At 62.7% G+C, this 18,898-nt stretch carries 7 protein-coding genes; 2 read left to right on the forward strand and 5 right to left on the reverse strand.

From position 1 onward, the window contains the following. Positions 1-43: 43 nt before the first annotated feature. Positions 44-5,737, reverse strand: a complete 5,694-nt coding sequence (locus tag V5B60_RS20720) for a calcium-binding protein (RefSeq protein ID WP_332350669.1) — start codon at positions 5,735-5,737, stop codon at positions 44-46. Positions 5,738-6,100: 363 nt separating this feature from the next. Between V5B60_RS20720 and V5B60_RS20725 the strand changes: the two genes are divergently transcribed. Then, complete coding sequence (locus V5B60_RS20725) at positions 6,101-6,454, forward strand: hypothetical protein (protein ID WP_332349837.1); 354 nt, start codon at positions 6,101-6,103, stop codon at positions 6,452-6,454. Positions 6,455-6,652: 198 nt separating this feature from the next. Beyond that, on the forward strand, positions 6,653-7,273 hold the full coding sequence (locus V5B60_RS20730; RefSeq protein WP_332349840.1) for a hypothetical protein: 621 nt from the start codon (positions 6,653-6,655) through the stop codon (positions 7,271-7,273). A gap of 554 nt (positions 7,274-7,827) precedes the next feature. Here the strand turns inward: V5B60_RS20730 and V5B60_RS20735 are convergent. From V5B60_RS20735 to V5B60_RS20750, 4 genes are all read right to left on the reverse strand, one after another. Beyond that, positions 7,828-8,877 carry a hypothetical protein gene (locus V5B60_RS20735; RefSeq protein ID WP_332349842.1) on the reverse strand — a complete coding sequence of 350 codons (1,050 nt, stop codon included), beginning with the start codon at positions 8,875-8,877 and terminating at the stop codon, positions 7,828-7,830. A gap of 503 nt (positions 8,878-9,380) precedes the next feature. Continuing rightward, positions 9,381-10,334: an IS1595 family transposase gene (locus tag V5B60_RS20740; protein WP_332349844.1), complete on the reverse strand. Its 954-nt coding sequence runs from the start codon at positions 10,332-10,334 to the stop codon at positions 9,381-9,383. 39 nt (positions 10,335-10,373) lie between these two features. Beyond that, a complete protein-coding gene (locus tag V5B60_RS20745) occupies positions 10,374-10,988 on the reverse strand; it encodes a DUF4347 domain-containing protein (RefSeq protein ID WP_332349845.1) in 615 nt (204 codons plus the stop codon). 173 nt (positions 10,989-11,161) lie between these two features. Beyond that, complete coding sequence (locus tag V5B60_RS20750) at positions 11,162-18,691, reverse strand: hypothetical protein (protein ID WP_332349847.1); 7,530 nt, start codon at positions 18,689-18,691, stop codon at positions 11,162-11,164. Positions 18,692-18,898: the final 207 nt, after the last annotated feature.

Here is an 18,898-nt window from a genome sequence, read left to right on the forward strand (position 1 = left end):
GCTGCGCGGGCGTGATGGAACAACGTGCTGCGCATCGGCCTCCTCAGGTGATGAAGAAGTCGGCACTGGTCAGCGCCTGGATGCCGGTGAGCGTCGCGATCTGCACGGGGCCGGCGCCGGCGTTGCCGGCGGCATCATAGTAGAGCGCGCCGGTGTTTGTGTCGTAGATGACGAAGTCGTCGGCGTCGGCGGCGGCGGTGACCCCGGCACCGGAGCGGAACGAGGTGGCGGCCAGCGGGCCGTTCGGCAGCGAGTTGAAGATCGCGTTCTCGAGTTCGATCGTGTCGTCGAGGACGTTGAAGTCGCTGATCGTGTCGCGGTTGGTCGCGGCGTTCGGCAGCATGTCGAAGCGGAAGGTGTCCGCGCCGAGGCCGCCGCTGAGGGTGTCGTTGCCGTTGCCGCCGCTGAGGAGGTTGGCACCACCGTCGCCGCCGAGGGTGTCGGCGTAGGCCGAGCCGACGAGGTTCTCGATCGCGACCAGCGTGTCGCTGCCGGAGCCGCCGGTGGCGGTGCCGCTGGCGAGGCTGGCGGTGACGCCGCTGCCGCTGACGCCGTAAAGGTAGCTGACGGTGTCGTTACCGCCGGCGCCGTCGAGGAGGTTGGCGCCGGCGCCGGCGTAGAGGAGGTTGGCGAGGGCGTTGCCGCTCAGGCTCGCTGCGCCGGTGGCGAGGATGCGGCCGTTCTCGATGTGGGCGCCGAGGGTGTAGGCGGCAAGCGAGCTGAAGACCTGGTCGATGCCGCCGGTGGCGGGATTGGCGTTGGTCTCGCTGACGCTGTCGCCGGCGTGGTCGACGTAGTAGAGGTCGGCGCCGTCGCCGCCAGTCAGGCTGTCGGCACCGGTGCCGCCCCAGAGGGTGTCGTTGCCGGCGCCGCCGTCGAGGCTGTCGTTGCCGGCACCGCCATTGAGGAAGTCGTTGCCTTGCGCGCCGGTGAGGCGGTTGGCGTTGCCGTCGCCGGTGAGGCTGTCGTCGTAGATGGAGCCGCTGAGGTTCTCGATGCCGGCGAGGGTGTCGCTGCCGGAACCGCCGGTGGCCTGTGCGCCGAGGATGGCGAGACTGACGCTGACGCCGCTGCTGGCGCCATAGAGGTAGCTGACGGTGTCGTTGCCGCCGGCGCCGTCGAGGAGGTTGTTGCCGGTGCCGGCGTCGAGGAGGTTGTCGAGGGCGTTGCCGGTGAGGTTGGCGGCGCCGGTGGCGAGGATGCGGCCGTTCTCGACGTGGGCGCCGAGGGTGGTGCTGGCAAGGTAGCTGAGGACCTGGTCGGTGCCGCCGGTGGCGGGGTTGGCGTTGGTCTCGCTGACGCTGTCGCCGGTATGGTCGACGTAATAGGAGTCGGAGCCGTCACCACCGAGCAGGCTGTCGGCACCGCTGCCGCCCCAGAGGCGGTCGTTGCCGGCGCCGCCGTCGAGGGTGTCGTTGCCGGCACCGCCATTGAGGAAGTCGTTGCCCTGCGCGCCACTGAGGCGGTTGGCGTTGGCGTCGCCGGTGAGGGTGTCGTCGTAGGTGGAGCCACTGAGGTTCTCGATTCCGGCGAGGGTGTCGCTGCCGGAGCCGCCGGTCGCTTGCGCGCCGGCAAGGGCGAGGCTGACGCTGACGCCGCTGCCGCTGACGGCGTAGAGGTAGCTGACGGTGTCGTTGCCGCCGGCGCCATCGAGGAGGTTGGCGCCGGTGCCGGCGTCGAGGAGGTTGTCGAGGGCGTTGCCGGTGAGGTTGGCGGCGCCAGTCGCCAGGATGCGGCCGTTCTCGATGTGGGTGCCGAGGGTGTAGGCGGCGGCGTAACTGAAGACCTGGTCGGTGCCGCCGGTGGCGGGGTTGGCGTTGGTCTCGCTGACGCTGTCGCCGGTATGGTCGACGTAATAGGAGTCGGAGCCGTCGCCACCGATCAGGCTGTCGGCACCGCTGCCGCCCCAGAGGCGGTCGTTGCCGGCGCTACCGTCGAGGGTGTCGTTGCCGGCACCGCCATCGAGGAAGTCGTTGCCACCGGCGCCGCTGAGGACATTGGCGTTGCCGTCGCCGCGCAGGGTGTCGTCGTAGGTCGAGCCGGTGAGGTTCTCGATGGCGATCAGGGTGTCGCTGCCGGAGCCGCCGGTGGCCTGCGCGCCAGCGATGGCGAGCCTGACGCTGACCCCGCTGGCGGCGCCGTAGAGGTAGCTGACGGTGTCGTTGCCGCCGGCGCCGTCGAGGAGGTTGGCGCCGCTGCCGGCGTGGAGGCGGTTGTCGAGGGCGTTGCCGGTGAGGTTGGCGGCGCCGGTGGCGAGAATGCGGCCGTTTTCGATGTGGGCACCGAGGGTGTAGGCCGCGAGGCTGCTGAAGACTTGGTCGGTGCCGCCGCTGACGGGGCTGGCATTCGTCTCCGTGACGCGGTCACCGGCATGATCCACGTAATACTGGTCGGAGCCGTCGCCACCGATCAGGCTGTCGGCGCCGAGGCCGCCGTCGAGGGTGTCGTCGCCGGCAGCACCAGCCAGGGTGTCGTTGCCGTTGGCGCCTTCGAGCCGGTTGGCGTTGCCGTCGCCGGTCAGCGTGTCGGCGTGGATCGAGCCGCTGAGGTTCTCGATGCCAACCAGGGTGTCGCTGCCGGAACCGCCGGTCGCCTGCGCACCGGCGATGGCGAGGCTGACGCTGACGCCGCCGCTGACGCCATAGAGGTAGCTCGCGGTGTCGTTGCCGCCGGCGCCGTCAAAGAGGTTGTTGCCGCTGCCGCCGTACAGGAGGTTGTCGAGGTCATTGCCGGCCAGGCTGGCGATGCCGGCGGCAAGAATGCGGCCGTTCTCGACATTCGCGCCGAGGGTGTAGGCGGCAAGCGAGCTGAAGACCTGGTCGGTGCCGCCGGTGGCGGGGTTGGCGTTGGTTTCGGTGACGCTGTCGCCGGCGTGGTCAACGTAGTACTGGTCGGAGCCGTCGCCACCAGTCAGGCTGTCGGCACCGCTACCGCCCCACAGGCGGTCGTTGCCTTCGCCACCGTCGAGGGTGTCGTTGCCGGCACCGCCGTCGAGGCTGTCGTCGCCCTGCGCGCCGTTGAGCACATTCGCCCCGCCGTCGCCGGCGAGGGTGTCGGCGTAGGCGGAGCCCGTGAGGTTCTCGATGCTGCTGAGCGTGTCGCTGCCCGAGCCGCCGGTCGCCTGTGCGCCGGCGACGGCGAGGCTAACGCTGACACCGCTGACGTCGGCGCCATACAGGTAGTTGACGGTGTCGATCCCACTCCCGCCGCCGAGGAGGTTGTCACCACGGCCCGCGTAGAGGAGGTTGTCAAGGCTGTTGCCGGTGAGGCTGGCGACGCCGCCCGAGAGAATGCGGCCGCTCTCGATGTTGGGCGTGAGGGTGTAGACGGCGAGGGAGCTGTCGACCTGGTCGGTGCCGCCAGTGTCGGCGTCGGCATTCGTTTCAATGACGCTATCGCCAACGTCGTCGACGCAGTAGCGGTCGTTGCCGTCACCACCGCTCATGCTGTCGGCGCCGAGGCCGCCCCACAGGGTGTCGTTGCCGGATCCACCGTCGAGCGTGTCATTGCCGGCGCCGCCGTCGAGTGAGTCCCGTCCTGAACCGCCAAACACCAGATCCGATCCCTCTCCGCCATCGAGAGCATCGTGACCCTGGCCACCGTGAATGGCATCAGCCCCGCCACCGCCAGTCACCGTATCATCGCCCGCCTTGGCGACGATCGTATCGCTGTCGATACCTCCGCTGAGCGTCTCACCGGCCGATGTCCCGGTGATCCACGACCGCCAGGTGGTCAGTGCCGTGGAAAAACCGTCAGCAAAGGCGATCCTTTCAATTCGATACACCTCGTGGTAATCCACATCCTGCAACAGGATTTCATCGACTCCCGGCCTGATCAAAATCCGGTGATGACTGCCCAGATCAATGAACGCTACGTCGTTGATGTCGGCGTCGCCCGCGAGCCGCAAAGTATCCGTACCCCCCCTGTCGTAAACCGTGTCGCGCCCCGACTCATAGAGATGCACGTCGTCACCGCCGTCGCTGTCCTCGGTCAGGTCATCGCCGGTGCCGCCTTCGTACGAGTCGTCACCGTATCCGCCTCTGAGCGTATCGTTTCCATCGCCACCGAAGAGCCTGTCGTTTCCCGATCCGGCGGTCACAGCCATGAAGTCGTTTCCCGCCCGACCGTAAATCGTCCCGTCGGCGCCCAAGCCCGATATCAGTAGGTAGTCATCGTCGGCCGTACCATACACCACCGATGGCAAAATGCCCGGCAGACTGACAGTCGTTCCGTCAGAAAAGCGGAGCAGTTCAACCTGACGCTGGCCTCCGTATTCGTAAAACCCTTCGATGGTAATGCTGCCGCGGCCTGCAACTGCAATCACATAATCTTTCGAACCCGTGCGGTAGTAGCTGACGTCCCCCGCGACGACTCCCGAGGCCAGTTCGATCACATCGAACGCTCCTCCAAAATCCCGCACCACGTCTCTGCCCTCCGAGTAGACGTAGGTGTCATCCCCGCCCCAAGCGATCAACCAGTCATCTCCATCGCCCCCCGAAAGCGTGTCTGCGCCCGTACTCCCTTCCAAAGTATCGCTGCCGCTCTCGCCGTGTAGAGAATTCGGACTGCTATCGCTGAAGTTCGGGGCAGCGGCCCAGATGCGGTCGTCCCCGGCACCACCAAAGATGGTGTCCTCGCCGCTGCCCCCGTAGGTCACGCCGTAAAGCGTATCGCTCGCCGCTGTCCCCCGCAGCGCATAGCTTGGTGCGGTCAAGGCATAGGTGGATCCATCGGCAAATCGCAGCGTCTCGATCTGCGTGTCCGTATTGAACTGTTCACTGATTATTATTCGGCCGCTTCCCACGGCGCTGGCTATGTCGATTCGCAGGTCATCGTTCGACGCTCGGGTGATCACCAGGTCGCCCAGGGCGATCCCTGACCCGAAGACGATCTCGTCTCCCGAATCAGCACCGTACTCTTCAAAGGTATCCCATCCCTGGCCTGCCGAGTACTTATAGATGTCATTGCCGCTTCCACCGTAGAGCAGGTCGTCGCCCGACTGCCCGTCAAGGATGTCGTCACCCGCCGATCCATCGATGATGTCGGCGCCGCCGCCCCCGTTCAGCGTGTCGTTGCCATAGGAGCCGTCGATGGAATCCTTGCCGCTGCCTCCCGTATGGAGGTCATCCAGCGCTCCACCCGACCAAAGGGTCGTTCCGCCGTCGTCCCATTCGAGCATGGCCAGAATCGTGGCCAGCGACAACGAGCCGTCACTGCTCTGGATCGCGCCTTCCAGCGTGGCTCTGTCCGCGCTGGAAAGCTGCGCGACGCCGACCACGCTCTCGATGACGCCGACGACGTTGCGCCAAAAAACGTCTTTACTGGTCGACGTGGCCGCCAGCGTGGTGAGCTCGGCAAGCGTCGCGGGATTCAAGCCGGTGATGCCGGAAAAGCCGTCAGTCGCCACATTGTAAAACCAGTTACCGACGAACAGGCTGGCGCCGCCGCTCTGCGCGATCAGGCGCGCAGCGAAGTTCTTCAAGGCAAGGTCAAAGGCCTCCTTGAGGAACTCCGCGGAGAAGTAGTAGGGATCCGAATAGGATCCGAGTTGCCTGAACTCCTCTCCCATGAGCCGCTCGAGAAACCCGAGTTCCCGCGCGTCGATGTTCTGGCCGCGGCTCGTCGGGGAGAGACCGTCAACGCCGGCCCAACGGAAGAGAATCGCCTTCACTGCCTCGAGGGCTGTTGAATCATCGGTGAATACGCGCGACAACGCTTGCGACGAGAAATCTCTCACCAAGCTGAGCAGACTCCCTTCAGCGGTATTATCCGACGACATGGCTACATGAAGACTCGGCAGCGTACCGTAGCCGCGCAATATGGGAACCAAAAACGCTCGCAGATCCGGTTGATAATCTCCGACGTAAATCGTGTTAACGTTGTCATGGTTGAACCAAACATCTTGAACGATGCGCGCATCTGGCCCGCTCGCTGTGCTCACGACAAAGGTCGATGCATGGCTGACACGGTGACCTTGATTGACGTAGCTAACGGGAGAGGCGCCGAGACTTATGGAGACAATGTCCAGAGCCGCCAAGCCGTGGAGCTCGCTGGACTCCGATACGCCATTCTCGCTTAAATCGACCCATACTTTGAGCTCGTGAAAAACGGGATCGCTGGGATCGATCACCGTGTCCCTGTTTTCATCATAGCGGAGCAGCACGTCAAAGCCGTTAAACGTCGCGGTGCCGAACAGCTCAGAATGATTATCGATGACTCCGTTGCTGTTGTGATCGAGGGCAAGAATTCCGTCACCCCCGGTAACCCATCCGGAATGTTCGGCAAACTGATCGTTATCGATGTCCCAGTAGGTGTGCGAGGCTGCGAGGCTTACCAATTCTATCGTACCACTGTCATCCAAGTCGAGGACAAGCGGCGAGGTCGAAGCCTTCGCACTGCCATAAAGCGCAGCGATGTCGGTCACAAAACGCGCGACGTCGTTCACCGAAGATAGCCTGAGGTCCAGGATCTCCGCCACGGCAGATGCGGCCTTATCCCATAGATCAGGGTCACCAAACCAATCGCCCACATCGCCAAGAAAAGAGTTCAAGAATTCTTTGGAATCGTAATAGCGACTCGTTAGGAACTCGGCTATCACACTTGCCATCGCGTTCCTGGCAGCAACAGCGTCGTCAATACCATCTATTATAGCTTGCGCGATCGTTTCAACTATCTCTTTAGCTTCCGCAATACCGGACTGAGCGAATTCTACGGCCACTTTCCCAATAAGAACGCCGGCATCGGTAGTCCAGCTTGCAATATCGATGATAGTCTGGGTGATTGCCTCAAGCACCTCAGCCGCCCGCACAATTCCAGCCTCTACAAACTCGATGGCTGCGTGTCCAACAAGAACCGCCGCAGTTGCGACACCGTCTACAACCTCAACGATGGAATTTGTAATCGTTTCAACTATCTCTTTAGCTTCCGCAATACCGGCTTGAGCGAATTCTACGGCCAGTTTCCCAATAAGAACACCGGCATCGGTAGTCCAGTTTGCAATATCGATGATACTCTGGGTGATTGCCTCAAGCACCTCAGCCGCCCGCACAACTCCAGCCTCTACAAACTCGATGGCTGCCTGTCCAACAAGCACCGCCGCAGTTGCGACACCGTCTGCAACCTCAACGATGGAATTTGTGAGTGTCACAGCCATATCGACCGCCAGCACAACACCATCGGCGATGAGCGACAAGGCTGCTTCCGTGACGATCCTGGCACCCGTTGCGAGGTCGACCGCAAGATCTATGGCTTTGCGAAAAACGAAGAGCAGTAAATCGGTAGCAGCTTGCGGGGAATTTTCAGCCAACAACGCGAGCAGCCCGACTCCGTCTAGGAGATCCTCAGCAACATTATCCGGATTTGTCAAAAATCCATTGAGAAAACTGACCTTGGCGAATTGCTTATATATCCGCTCGTCCTCTTGGCTAAGCAATGCGCCCGCCCCGTAAACCTCCTTGATATTGGTGTTAATAAAGGCATAGATAACGGCTCCGGCGTAGGCCTGAGAATCGTTAGTGGAAAGCTGCTCTGGCGTAAGCGCTAAGATTCCCTTGATCACTGCAATATCCGCGGCAGCGAGGGCATTCCTGTCTGTCTGCGTAAACAGCCGTGGGTCCGTACCAGCCGGGTACTGCGAATAAACAGCCCCATAGCTCTGGTCGTGAGTACGAAACAGGTCGTCCAACGCATCAACAGGGGGAATAGAGAAATTCGTTCCCTTAACTTGTCCTCCGGTATAACCAGGGCCGCCGTAGTTTCCATAAGTGGGTATGAAATAATATTTATCACTGATCGGTCGAACCACTGTGAACCAGTTAATGCTCATTTTTACTTCCTTTCAATAATCGCTTTTCTTATCTTTTCTATTGATATTGAGAAACCTACGGATTGACTGCTGCCCGGTAGGTCTCCAATCGAAACATCGATGGAGCTACCTTTGGCTAAAACATGGGCGTACTTGCTGCCATCGGGGGATACCACTAAGCGATCTCTTCCTTTGGAAGTGACCGAAACCACAGACGATTTTAGCTTCGTATCGTAAACGATCCAGCGACTGGGCGAATCTGATAATGAATAGAACGCTATATAGTTGCCGCCTTTGTCAAGGCTGATTTGCTCCGCCAGCATCCTGCCAGGAAAAACCCGTCCGTTGACCAGTACTTCCTGACTGACCTCGGCAGAAAAAGCAGACTTGAGATTGAATCTATATGCAGAAAAGCTTTTAAGTGCATGGTAAGAGTGAGCCGCGGGCGAATCTTCGGAATTTGCCAGCGATTTGCTAGGCAGAATAAGGTCTAGATAGATCCATTCATGACTTATTATGAATGGTCTGCCAATTTGATAGGCGACCCACGGTCGTAACCCCTGTAGCAACGCGTTGTCGGCTGGGTCGAATTTCCAGAGTATTCTGCCCTGATCCGGATTTCTGGCGCCGTGCGCTCTAGTCGTGGATTCGCTAAAATACAAACAACCGTCGCTTTTTGTGGGGTAAAAAACTTCCGCTGTGTGCTGGTATAAAGTCTGGTACGATCGGTCGTTGAAATTCACCGACAAGACTTCACTTCCATTAGTTGCGACGAGATCGTTACTGGTTTCACCGGACAAATAGGAAAGGTTCACGCCTTCTGTTGTAACTATGTGATTCCATGCGCGACTGGCTGCGTTAAGCACGGTCGAAATAGTGCCGCCAGCAGGTGTCGAAATGGTTATATATAGATTTTCACATCTCGCGTCGCAGCTTAGATCGAGCAACGAGGCTGCCGGTTTGGAGCAGCCACTAAGCAATGCTGATAGGACTGCCATTGATACGAAGCCCCAAAAAGGAATACAATGAGCGATGTTTGCAGAAAATATCTTCACGTTCAGGAACTTAATCACGGGGACCAAGGCGCTGGCTCTGGAGGCGATCTGAGCAGATGAATCTAAAGTTTGAACCAAGAGCCGTGCGAACGGTTTTCGGGATGCCGTGGTGCCGACTATTATTATCCTGAGAAAACCAGGGTTTACTCCGTCTTGTGTGGAACGGGGGCCATCTGGGCAAACGGCGGGGTGGGCAAGTGAGTGAGTTTTCCGGCAACGACGGCGGGGAAGTCCTCGCCGCCCGACGGGCTCGGGAGCGCGCTGCAGACAGCTGCGACCAGCCCCAAGCCCCTGAGCGTATTAGCGCTTCGGGCGGATCCCATTCGGACCCGGCGGCTACGGCGGGTTTCCACACGAAACGACATAGAACCTGCGGTCGCGCAGAGTCCCGCAGATCCTCGTACGTGGCGAAACTCGAACGTCGATACGCGCCAACGATCTCCAGGCCACTGACGGCGCGTCAGTGTGTCCTCATTTGGATTAATAGGCACAGAAATTGCTCAAGGTAAAGCTTCTCCTGATTAGCAATGAGTCTCAGCCAAGCGAATCGTGTGCTCGGGGTGGGCGTCACAGCGAGCAGCGGCGACGAGGAGCCGCTGATGCAAAGTGCTGAGGTCGAGTCGACGGTTGAAGCGGTAGGTGAATGCCGCCAGGTATCGAGCGGAATACTTCCGGAAGTTGAATGCATGATAGCTACCGGTCAGGCTGGTCTTGAGATTGCCCAGGACGGTGTTGATCCACTGGAACTCCGTCAAGTCTTTCGGCTTTCGTCCGGCGACGACGGTTGGCTGATGGATGCACCCGGCTTCGGTGACGGCAGTGAAGCAGGCCAGACCATCAGAAGACACGGTGCTGCCCGGAGCCAGATGCGTTTTGGCCCAGGCCGCGATGGCCTTGAGGGTGAAGCCGGGCACCGGCGAGAGCGTGACGCGCAAGGGATGCCCGTCGTCGGTGAGCGAGAGCGCGGCGACGAAAGGGATCTTGTTCTCGGAGCCACGACCGGCCTTGCCGCCGCTGCGCTCGCCTCCAAGGTAGGCATCATCGACTTGGACCTGCCCTTCGAGAACGTAGCGCTCTTCGCGCTTGGCCATGGCGTTCATCAACTTGTGCTGAATCAGCCACGCCGTTGGGTAACTGACGCCCAACTGCCGCTTGAGGGCGAGCGCGGACAACCCAGTCTTCGCCTGGCTGATCAGGTAGATGGCCAGAAACCAGATCGTCAGGCTGAGCTTCGTGCCCTGAAAGACCGTACCGGCAATCAGCGAGGTCTGATGTCGGCAGGCGTTGCACTGGAACAGCTTGCGGCTGCCTGCGCGCAGCACGCAATGGGCCGAGCCACCGCAGCACGGGCAGCGAAAGCCGTCCGGCCAGCGTGCCTCCACGAGCGCCGTGTCGCATTGGGCTTCCGTTCCGTACCGTGCGAAAAAGTCGGGCATCGACAGACCCGGTTGAAACTGAATTCGGTTCATTGCCATGACGGGATCCTTTCGCCTAGAGCTGTATGTCTGTACAGTCTAGCGCGCTCGGGAACCCATGGGTACGTATTGCTGAGGATTATTGCCAATCAGGAAAGATTTTGGATTTCGGATTTCACCACTGCTATGGCCGGGATAAGAACGGGTCAGCGGGGTGATGACCAGACCCAGCCGGCCATGCCAGTGGTCCAGGTTTAGTTGCGGGGTGCAGAACTGGCCGATGTCGAGTTGCCACTCTCCACCCAAATCGGTATGGCCAACCGGCATGGAAGAAGCCGCCACATGCGCTCCGAAGGCTTCCGCCAGAGCCTGCACGAAAGCACGGCCCATTTCACCCTGGCCTACCTCGCAGCCGTAGATCTGCACATCGCCGTCCCCGCCGAGCGCCCTGCCGATCGCCGCGAGCTCGGCCGCATGGGAAGCGAGCATCTCGCACGTGAGTTCCCCTGAACCGATCCTCAGCGCGCCCGACCGACCGTGCTCCAGGATGCGGATCGATGCGAGGTCGCGCCGATCGGCCAGCACGGCCTGCATCTGCAGCACGCCATCCTTGTCATCATCGAGCAGCACCCATTCAGTGTCGGCATTCAAACCAGCAACTAGCGCTGGGTAGTCTGCAACTCGGCTATCGATGAAAACAAGGTGCTTGAACATGGTCAGTCTTTCGGTGAGCAGGTCGCAACGATCTGGCGCTCTGGTTGGCCAGTGCCAACGTGTTGAAAAGTGGGAAGGGCAACCTCTTGTGACCTAGAAGGACACGCCAGTGCCGGTCGCAGACTGTTGCGGCGCGAGGGAAGCGGGAACATTCAAGGTTCACCCATCTGCGCTCAGGCGACGACGAAGTCGAGATGACTCAACGTCGGCGCGCTACCGAGGATGGCGATCTGCACCGGGCCGGCGCCCGTGTTGCCATTCGCGTCGTAGTAGAGCGCACCGCTGGTGCTGTCGTAGATGAGGTAGTCGTCGGCGTCGGCGGCGGTGGTGATGCCGGCGCCGGAGCGGAACGAGGCGGCGGCCAGCGGGCCGTTCGGCAGCGAGCTGAAGATGGCGTTCTCGAGTTCGATCGTGTCGTCGACGACGTTGAAGTCGCTGATCGTGTCGCGGTTGGTCGCGGCGTTCGGCAGGGTGTCGAAGCGGAAGGTGTCGGCGCCGAGGCCGCCGCTGAGGGTGTCGTTGCCGTTGCCGCCGCTGAGGAGGTTGGCACCGCCGTCGCCGCTGAGGGTGTCGGCGTAGGCCGAGCCGACGAGGTTCTCGATGCCGGTGAGCGTGTCGCTGCCGGAGCCGCCGGTGGCGGCGCCGCTGGCGAGGCTGGCGGTGACGCCGCTGCCGCTGACGCCGTAGAGGTAGCTGGCGGTGTCGTTGCCGCCGGCACCGTCGAGGGCGTTGGCGCCGGTTCCGGCGTAGAGGAGGTTGGCGAGGGCGTTGCCGCTCAGGCTGGCGGTGCCGGTGGCGAGGATGCGGCCGTTCTCGATGTGGGCGCCGAGGGTGTAGGCGGCGAGGTAGCTGAAGACCTGGTCGATGCCGCCGGTGGTGGGATTGGCGTTGCTCTCGCTGACGCTGTCGCCGGCGTGGTCGACGTAGTAGAGGTCGGCGCCGTCGCCGCCAGTCAGGCTGTCGGCACCGGTGCCGCCCCAGAGGGTGTCGTTGCCGGCGCCGCCGTCAAGGGTGTCGTTGCCGGCACCGCCATTGAGGAAGTCGTTGCCTTGCGCGCCGGTGAGGCGGTTGGCGTTGCCGTCGCCGGTGAGGGTGTCGTCGTAGATGGAGCCGCTGAGGTTCTCGATGCCGGCGAGGGTGTCGCTGCCGGAACCGCCGGTGGCCTGTGCGCCGAGGATGGCGAGACTGACGCTGACGCCGCTGCTGGCGCCATAGAGGTAGCTGACGGTGTCGTTGCCGCCGGCGCCGTCGAGGAGGTTGTTGCCGGTGCCGGCGTCGAGGAGGTTGTCGAGGGCGTTGCCGGTGAGGTTGGCGGCGCCGGTGGCGAGGATGCGGCCGTTCTCGATGTGGGCGCCGAGGGTGGTGCTGGCGAGGTAGCTGAGGACCTGGTCGGTGCCACCGGTTGCCGGGTTGGCGTTGGTCTCAGTGACGCTGTCGCCGGCGTCGTCGAGGTAGTAGAAGTCGGAGCCGTCACCACCGAGCAGGCTGTCGGCACCGGTGCCGCCCCAGAGGCGGTCGTTGCCGGCGCCACCGTCGAGGGTGTCGTTGCCGGCACCGCCGTTGAGGAAGTCGTTGCCCTGCGCGCCACTGAGGCGGTTGGCGTTGCCGTCGCCGGTGAGGGTGTCGTCGTAGGTGGAGCCGGCGAGGTTCTCGATTCCGGCGAGGGTGTCGCTGCCGGAGCCGCCGGTGGCCTGGGCGCCGAGGATGGCAAGGCTGACACTGACACCGCTGCTGGCGCCATAGAGGTAGCTGAGGGTGTCGTTGCCGCCGGCGCCGTCGAGGAGGTTGGCGCCGGTGCCGGCGTCGAGGAGGTTGTCGAGGCCGTTGCCGGTGAGGTTGGCGGCGCCGGTGGCGAGAATACGGCCGTTCTCGATGTGGGCGCCGAGGGTGTAGGCGGCGAGGGTGCTGAAGACCTGGTCGGTGCCGCCGGTGGCGGGGTTGGCGTTCGTTTCGCTGACGCTGTCGCCGGTGTGGTCGACGTAATAGGAGTCGGAACCGTCACCGCCGATCAGGCTGTCGGCACCGGTGCCGCCCCAGAGGCGGTCGTTGCCGGCGCCACCGTCGAGGGTGTCGTTGCCGGCACCGCTATCGAGGAAGTCGTTGCCCTGCGCGCCACTCAGGCGGTTGGCGTTGCCGTCGCCGCGCAGGGTGTCGTCCCAAGTCGAGCCGCCGAGGTTCTCGATGGCGATCAGGGTGTCGCTGCCGGAGCCGCCGGTCGCTTGGGCGCCAGCGATGGCGAGGCTGACGCTGACCCCGCTGCTGGCGCCGTGGAGGTAGCTGACGGTGTCGTTGCCGCCGGCGCCGTCGAGGAGGTTGGCGCCGGTGCCGGCGTCGAGGCGGTTGTCGAGGGCGTTGCCGGTGAGGTTGGCGGCGCCGGTGGCGAGGATGCGCCCGTTCTCGACGTGGGCGCCGAGGGTGTAGGCCGCGATGGTGCTGAAGACTTGGTCGGTGCCGCCGATCGCGGGATTGGCGTTGGTCTCGCTGACGCTGTCGCCGGCGTGGTCGACGTGGTAGAGGTCGGAACCATCACCACCGACCAGACTGTCGGCACCAAGGCCACCGTCGAGGGTGTCGTCACCGGCGCCACCGGCCAGGGTGTCGTTGCCGTTGGCGCCTTCGAGCCGGTTGGCGTTGCCGTCGCCGGTCAGCGTGTCGGCATGGATCGAGCCGCTGAGGTTCTCGATGCCGACCAGGGTGTCGCTGCCGGAACCGCCGGTCGCCTGTGCGCCGGCGATGGCGAGGCTGACGCTGACGCCGCTGCTGACGCCATAGAGGTAGCTCGCGGTGTCGTTGCCGCCGGCGCCGTCAAGCAGGTTGTTGCCGCTGCCGCCGTACAGGAGGTTGTCGAGGCCGTTGCCGGTGAGGCTGGCGATGCCGGCGGCAAGAATGCGGCCGTTCTCGACGTTCGCGCCGAGGGTGTAGGCGGCGAGCGAGCTGAAGACCTGGTCGGCGCCTCCGGTGGCGGGGTTGGCGTTGGTTTCGGTGACGCTGTCGCCGGCGTGGTCAACGTAGTACTGGTCGGAGCCGTCTCCACCAGTCAGGCTGTCGGCACCGCTACCGCCCCAGAGGGTGTCGTTGCCTTCGCCACCGTCGAGGGTATCGTTGCCGGCACCGCCGTCGAGGGTGTCATTCCCACCCAGCCCTTCGAGCCTGTTGTTGGCCGTGCTGCCCGTGATTGTGTCATTGAAGTCGCGCGAACCGATGACGTCTTCGATATTGCTCAGGGTATCCGTGTTGCCATATCCATCACTGACCACACCGGTGCCCAAATTGACCTCGACGCCCGCCCTCGATGCGAGGTAGATGGCCCGGTCCGTGCCACCCATGCCGTTGATCGTGTCGTTGCCTTCGCGCCCTTCAAAGGTTTCCGCGATGCCTGCGTCGCTACTGCCGGTCAGGCTGTCGTTGTAGCTTGAACCCCTGACGCCCTCGATGCTGATCAGGAGGTCGGTACCGGTGCTCGCGTCGCCGGTGACACTGCCGTTGCCGGCACCACCGAGGATGACGGTGACTCCTGCCCGGCTGAGGGTGTATTCCGCACGGTCATAGCCGGTACCCCCATCGATGGTGTCGTTGCCGTCCATACCCATGAAGAACTCGATCCCATCGTTGACGCTGTTGCCCCCGGTCAGGCTGTCGGCATGGAAGGAGCCACGGACCCCTTCAATGTTCGACAGCGTGTCGATGCCGATGCCAGCGTCTGCTCCGAGGGACGTCGCCACACCATTCTTCAGGTTGACGCTGACGCCGGCAACCGCCGAGAAGAAGCGGACCAGATCGAAGCCGCCCCCGCCGTCAATGGTGTCGTTCCCGCCCCGCCCTTCGAACTGCTCGGTCTGGTTCGCATTGTTCCAGCCGGTGAGGGTGTCGGCGTAGGCGGAACCGCGTACCTGGCTCATGTTGAACAACGCATCATCGCCTGCGCCGCCGGTGGCCGTACCCACGTTGGCGGTGTCCGTCACGTTCCCCAGATGCACATTCACGGCGGCACCGGCGCTCCCGTACTCGACTGCATTGGTGTTGTCCCCGTTCAGGGTATCCGTGACCAGACCACCATCGATCGTGTCATTGCCCGCTTCACCGTAGAACACCTCGAAGATCAGCGCGCTGCTCCCCTTGATGGTGTCGTCGTGTGCCGAACCGACGACGATATTGACGTTGATCAGCGTGTCGGTACCACCCAAGCCATCAGTCGCCGTGCCGGAACCGGCACTGCCGTCGCCGGTAATACCCGAAAGATCGATGTTGACCCCTGCTGTCGACGAAGAGTAGGTGACCCTATTGTTGTCCCTGCCATACGCGACGCGGTCGGTGACGACTCCACCGTCAATCGTGTCGTTGCCGGCGCCACCGATCAGTGTATCGGCGTCCGCACCACCGAGCAGCGTGTCGTTGCCGCCACCACCCTCGAGCACGTCGTTGCCCCCGAGCCCCTCCAGCTTGTTGTCGCCACCGCTGCCGACAATGCTGTCGTTGAAATTGCGCGAGCCGCGCACGTTCTCGATATTCGTCAGGATGTCGGTGCCGCCGCCATGGCCGTCGCTCGCGAGACTGGTTGGCAACGTCAGATTCACCGTGACACCGGCCGTGCTGTTCTGGTAGTCGACGCGGTCGACACCGCCTTGCCCGTTGATGACATCGTTGCCTTCGCGGCCTTCAAAGGACTCAAAGACGGCGCTGTCACTGCCGGTCAGCGTGTCGCTGAAAGGCGAGCCTCGAACGCCCTCGATGCCTCGCAATACGTCCGTACCGCCCTGACCATCGCTGGCGCTGCCGTCCACGGTGTCATTGAGTGTCACGGTCACACCGGTCGTCGCTGTGGTGTAGTCCACCCGGTCGTAGCCTTGTCCGCCGTCAATGGTGTCGTTGCCCGCGTTACCCAGGAAGATTTCCTGCAGCCCGTCGCCGACACTGACGCCATTGGCAGCCTTGCCGCCGGTCAGTGAGTCGTTGTAGGCCGAACCCCGAATACCTTCGATGTTGGTCAGGAAATCGCTTCCGCCAAAACCGTCACTGGCAATCCCCAGGAACAGATTGACGGTCACACCGGTCGGTGAGCGATCATAGGCGACGTTGTCGAGGCCACCACCACCGTCGATGGAGTCGTTGCCCGCCAGTCCCTCGAAGCGTTCGGTCAACGTCGTGCCGTTACTTCCTTCCAGGGTGTCGTTGAAGGCTGAGCCACGGATCTGGGTGAAGTTGAGCAAGGAGTCGTTGCCTGCGGCACCGCTGGCCGTTCCAAGCTTGAGGCTCACGGTGACGGCGCCCGATGCGTTCTGGTAGCTGACACGGTTGTTGTTGTTCTGGTTCAGGGTGTCGGTGACGGCTCCGCCATCCAGAGTGTCATTCCCAAGACCGCCTTCGAACTGCTCCAGAACCAGGGCCGTGCTACCGGTGACGGTATCGGCCGAGTCCGAACCACGAATGTAATTGACGTTTCTGAGGATATCGGTGTCGCCGTAACCGTCCGTCGCCGAACCATCGCCCAAGCCTGCACCCTGGCCCAGGTTGACGTTGACTCCGGCCGGGCTCGACTGGTAGCTCGCCAGATTGAAGTCGGCACCGCCGACCAGGTCGGTGATGGCACCGCCATCCAGCGTGTCGTTGCCGGCGCCGCCGATCAGCGTGTCGCCACCGGCACCGCCAGCCAGGCTATCGGCGGCGCTGGTCCCGAAGAGCTGGTCGCTGCCCGCGTAGGAAGTAGTCCCATCGCGCAAGCGGATGCTCACCCGGAAGTTGCCGTCCGGATCCGTGTTGTCGCTGAAGAAGCTGTCGTTGGGCGAAAACAGGATGCTCGTCGCACCGACAGGAACCTTGACGGTGGTGACCCCGGAACCAAAGACCGCGAAATCCTGCGCGATGTCCGTCTGGACTTGCGTCGCGGCCTGCGGCAGCGAGATGGCGCCGATGAACACCTCCGCGGGCAGAATGCCGCCGGGCCCGGAAAACACCGCCAGCAGCCCGGTAATGGAATCGCTGAAGCCGACCCCGGCCTGATAGGCGCCAGATCTTGACAGCGTGATCACATCGCCGGCCTGGATGCCAAGGTCGGACAGCAACAGGGTGGTCGGAGCGCTGGCCGGGTCGTTGGCGGAAGTGGCGAGATAGGTTCCCTTCGGGTCCACCGACAAGGAGCCGGCAGGCCTGTTGCCATCGGCAAAGCGAAAATACTCGATCGAGTTCAGCAGATCGCTGCCGTCACGACCGCCGACACTGTCGGTGACCGTGAACCGTCCGCTGTTGAGGTTGACCACGGTAATGGTGTAGTCGGCAAAATTGCCAGAAAAAACGGCTGCGTCGTCACCGGTGCCGCCATCCAGATAGTCGTTGCCCGCACCGCCGCTCAAGGTGTCGTTGCCACGATTTCCGCCCAGGGAATTGGCGCCGCTGGAACCGACCAGATAATCGTTGAAGTCCGAGCCGCCGGCGTTTTCGATGCTGATCAGCGTGTCGGTGCCATCGTAACAATCCCGTGCCTGGTTCGCACCAACGGTGACGTTGCCTGCACGACCGGTGACACCGGCGACCGTGATGCTCGCTGCCGAAAGATTGACGATCGCCCCGTAGATTCCGCCTTCTTCCTGATCGTCGCTGTAGCCGGCAGTGTCCGTGGCAGCGCCCCCTTCAAGGGTGTCGTTGCCGGCGTGACCATCCATCCAGGTGCCGCTGCCGTCCCGCCCACGGATGTAGTCATTGTGGACGGAACCGTTGACGCCGATGCCACCCGCAGCGAGAACAAAGGTGTCGGTGTCCCCGTGGCCGTCGCGTTCGGTCTGACTGGCGACACTGACGCCCATGACCGTAATGCCAGCATTGCTCAGGTTGACGATCACTCCCTGGGGAACGTCCCAGTGATCGACGAAAACCCAGGAACTGGCATTCGTTCCACCGACGATGGTGTCGTTGCCTGGGCCGCCGTTGAAGCTTCGATAACCCGCTCCGCCGTAGAAAACGTCGGCAGAGTTCGAGCCGGTCGCGCCCTCGATGCTGGTCAGCGTGTCTTCGGTCACCCCGTCGGCGTGCAAAGCGCGTCCATCGGCCAGCAGGTGCCCAGAGATGTTCTGCGTTGCTCCGCTAAGGTTGATTACTACGCCGGCGGGCTCGAGCAGGTACTCGACTTCGTCATTCCCCCCGCCGCCATCGATGATGCTCTGTCCGCCTTGGCCGTCGAAGTTGTCGTCGCCGTCGCCTCCGTAGAGGAAATCGTTGCCGCTGCCCCCGGAGATGTCATCATCGCCGTCGCCTCCGTAGAGGGTGTCATTGCCCTCGTTGCCGAAGATCAGGTCATCGCCACCACCACCGTCGATCGACTCGCCAGACGCCGTTCCGATGAGGACGTCATTTCCGGGTGAACCGGCCAGCGAATTGGAAAAGACGAACGGCGTGCCGCCATCCTGAAAGCCCAGGTTCTCGACCATCGGCGCCCCGAGATACTGATCGGTGACGGTGATTTGCCCCTGCCCAAAGAAGTCGATGACCAGGTGGTTGCCGCTGCGGTAGAAGTTCCAGCCACGATAGAGACCATTGGGGTCATCCAGCTGGAGCGTATCGACACCGCCCGTGTCGGTAATGACATCGTTACCCGTGCCAAGGGCGTACAGGTAGAGATCGTTGCCGAGGCCACCGGTCAGGACGTCATCGACGTTTCCGCCCAGGCTCCCATCCAGCGTGTCGTGATCAGGCGTGCCGTTACGGATGGCCATGAGGAGTCCCTTCTACGTTAAAGGTTTGATTGGGCGGCGGGCGCGGTTGAGCGGCTACGACGGATGATAAACACACTGCCATCCGAAGTATATGAGTTCCCGTGAGGTGGCGTCAATCATTGGCTACGGACTGGAGCGCCTTGAAGAACAGCAGCTGTCACCGGCGCCCAGAAACCGTGGACAGGTGTCGCAGCGCAGCGGTCATGA

The organism is Accumulibacter sp., assembly GCF_036625195.1.
Lineage (GTDB): Bacteria > Pseudomonadota > Gammaproteobacteria > Burkholderiales > Rhodocyclaceae > Accumulibacter.

Coding starts and splice junctions, on each gene's coding strand:
- V5B60_RS20740 (WP_332349844.1), bottom strand. CDS start 10,334: ATGGCAATGAACCGAATTCAGTTTCAACCGGGTCTGTCGATGCCCGAC.
- V5B60_RS20745 (WP_332349845.1), bottom strand. CDS start 10,988: ATGTTCAAGCACCTTGTTTTCATCGATAGCCGAGTTGCAGACTACCCA.
- V5B60_RS20750 (WP_332349847.1), bottom strand. CDS start 18,691: ATGGCCATCCGTAACGGCACGCCTGATCACGACACGCTGGATGGGAGC.